Annotated in this window: 1 rRNA gene; it reads left to right on the forward strand. The window is 57.1% G+C overall.

Going from position 1 to position 1,770, the window contains the following annotated elements:
* A 23S ribosomal RNA gene (locus tag STRIP9103_RS43380) occupies positions 1-1,742 on the forward strand; the annotation flags it as partial.
* Positions 1,743-1,770: the final 28 nt, after the last annotated feature.

Here is a 1,770-nt window from a genome sequence, read left to right on the forward strand (position 1 = left end):
GAGTAGCGATACAAACGTGAGAAACGTTTGCGCCGATTGACCAAGGGTTCCTGGGTCAAGCTGATCTGCCCAGGGTAAGTCGGGACTAAGGCGAGGCCGACAGGCGTAGTCGATGGATAACCGGTTGATATTCCGGTACCCGCTGTGAAGCGTCAAACATCGAGCATCGTGATGCTAAGGCCGTGAAGCCGCCCTGATCTCTTCGGAGTTGAGGGGAGTGGTGGAGCCGCCGGTCCAAGCGGTTAGTAGGTGAGTGATGGGGTGACGCAGGAAGGTAGTCCATCCCGGGCGGTGGTTGTCCCGGGGTAAGGGTGTAGGCCGTGCGATAGGTAAATCCGTCGTGCGTGTGGCTGAGACCTGATGCCGAGCCGATTGTGGTGAAGTGGATGATCCTATGCTGTCGAGAAAAGCCTCTAGCGAGTTTCATGGCGGCCCGTACCCTAAACCGACTCAGGTGGTCTGGTAGAGAATACCGAGGCGTTCGGGTGAACTATGGTTAAGGAACTCGGCAAAATGCCCCCGTAACTTCGGGAGAAGGGGGGCCACACCCGGTGATGGGTTTTACATCCTGAGCTGGGGGTGGCCGCAGAGACCAGCGAGAAGCGACTGTTTACTAAAAACACAGGTCCGTGCGAAGCCGTAAGGCGATGTATACGGACTGACGCCTGCCCGGTGCTGGAACGTTAAGGGGACCGGTTAGTCATTCTTCGGGGTGGCGAAGCTGAGAACTTAAGCGCCAGTAAACGGCGGTGGTAACTATAACCATCCTAAGGTAGCGAAATTCCTTGTCGGGTAAGTTCCGACCTGCACGAATGGCGTAACGACTTCTCGACTGTCTCAACCATAGGCCCGGTGAAATTGCACTACGAGTAAAGATGCTCGTTTCGCGCAGCAGGACGGAAAGACCCCGGGACCTTTACTACAGTTTGATATTGGTGTTCGGTTCGGCTTGTGTAGGATAGCTGGGAGACTGTGAGCATCGGACGCCAGTTCGGTGGGAGTCGTCGTTGAAATACCAGTCTGGTCGTGCTGGATGTCTAACCCGGGTCCGTGATCCGGATCGGGGACAGTGTCTGATGGGTAGTTTAACTGGGGCGGTTGCCTCCCAAAGGGTAACGGAGGCGCCCAAAGGTTCCCTCAGCCTGGTTGGCAATCAGGTGGTGAGTGTAAGTGCACAAGGGAGCTTGACTGTGAGACCGACGGGTCGAGCAGGGACGAAAGTCGGGACTAGTGATCCGGCGGTGGCTTGTGGAAGCGCCGTCGCTCAACGGATAAAAGGTACCCCGGGGATAACAGGCTGATCTTCCCCAAGAGTCCATATCGACGGGATGGTTTGGCACCTCGATGTCGGCTCGTCGCATCCTGGGGCTGGAGTCGGTCCCAAGGGTTGGGCTGTTCGCCCATTAAAGCGGTACGCGAGCTGGGTTTAGAACGTCGTGAGACAGTTCGGTCCCTATCCGCTGTGCGCGTAGGAGTCTTGAGAAGGGCTGTCCCTAGTACGAGAGGACCGGGACGGACGAACCTCTGGTGTGCCAGTTGTTCTGCCAAGGGCATGGCTGGTTGGCTACGTTCGGGAGGGATAACCGCTGAAAGCATCTAAGCGGGAAGCCTGCTTCGAGATGAGGACTCCCACCCACTTGATGGGGTAAGGCTCCCAGTAGACGACTGGGTTGATAGGCCGGATCTGGAAGCACGGTAACGTGTGGAGGTGACCGGTACTAATAGGCCGAGGGCTTGTCCTCAGTTGCTCGCGTCCACTGTGTTGGTTCT

The sequence above is a fragment of the Streptomyces ipomoeae 91-03 genome (assembly GCF_000317595.1).
GTDB lineage: Bacteria > Actinomycetota > Actinomycetes > Streptomycetales > Streptomycetaceae > Streptomyces > Streptomyces ipomoeae.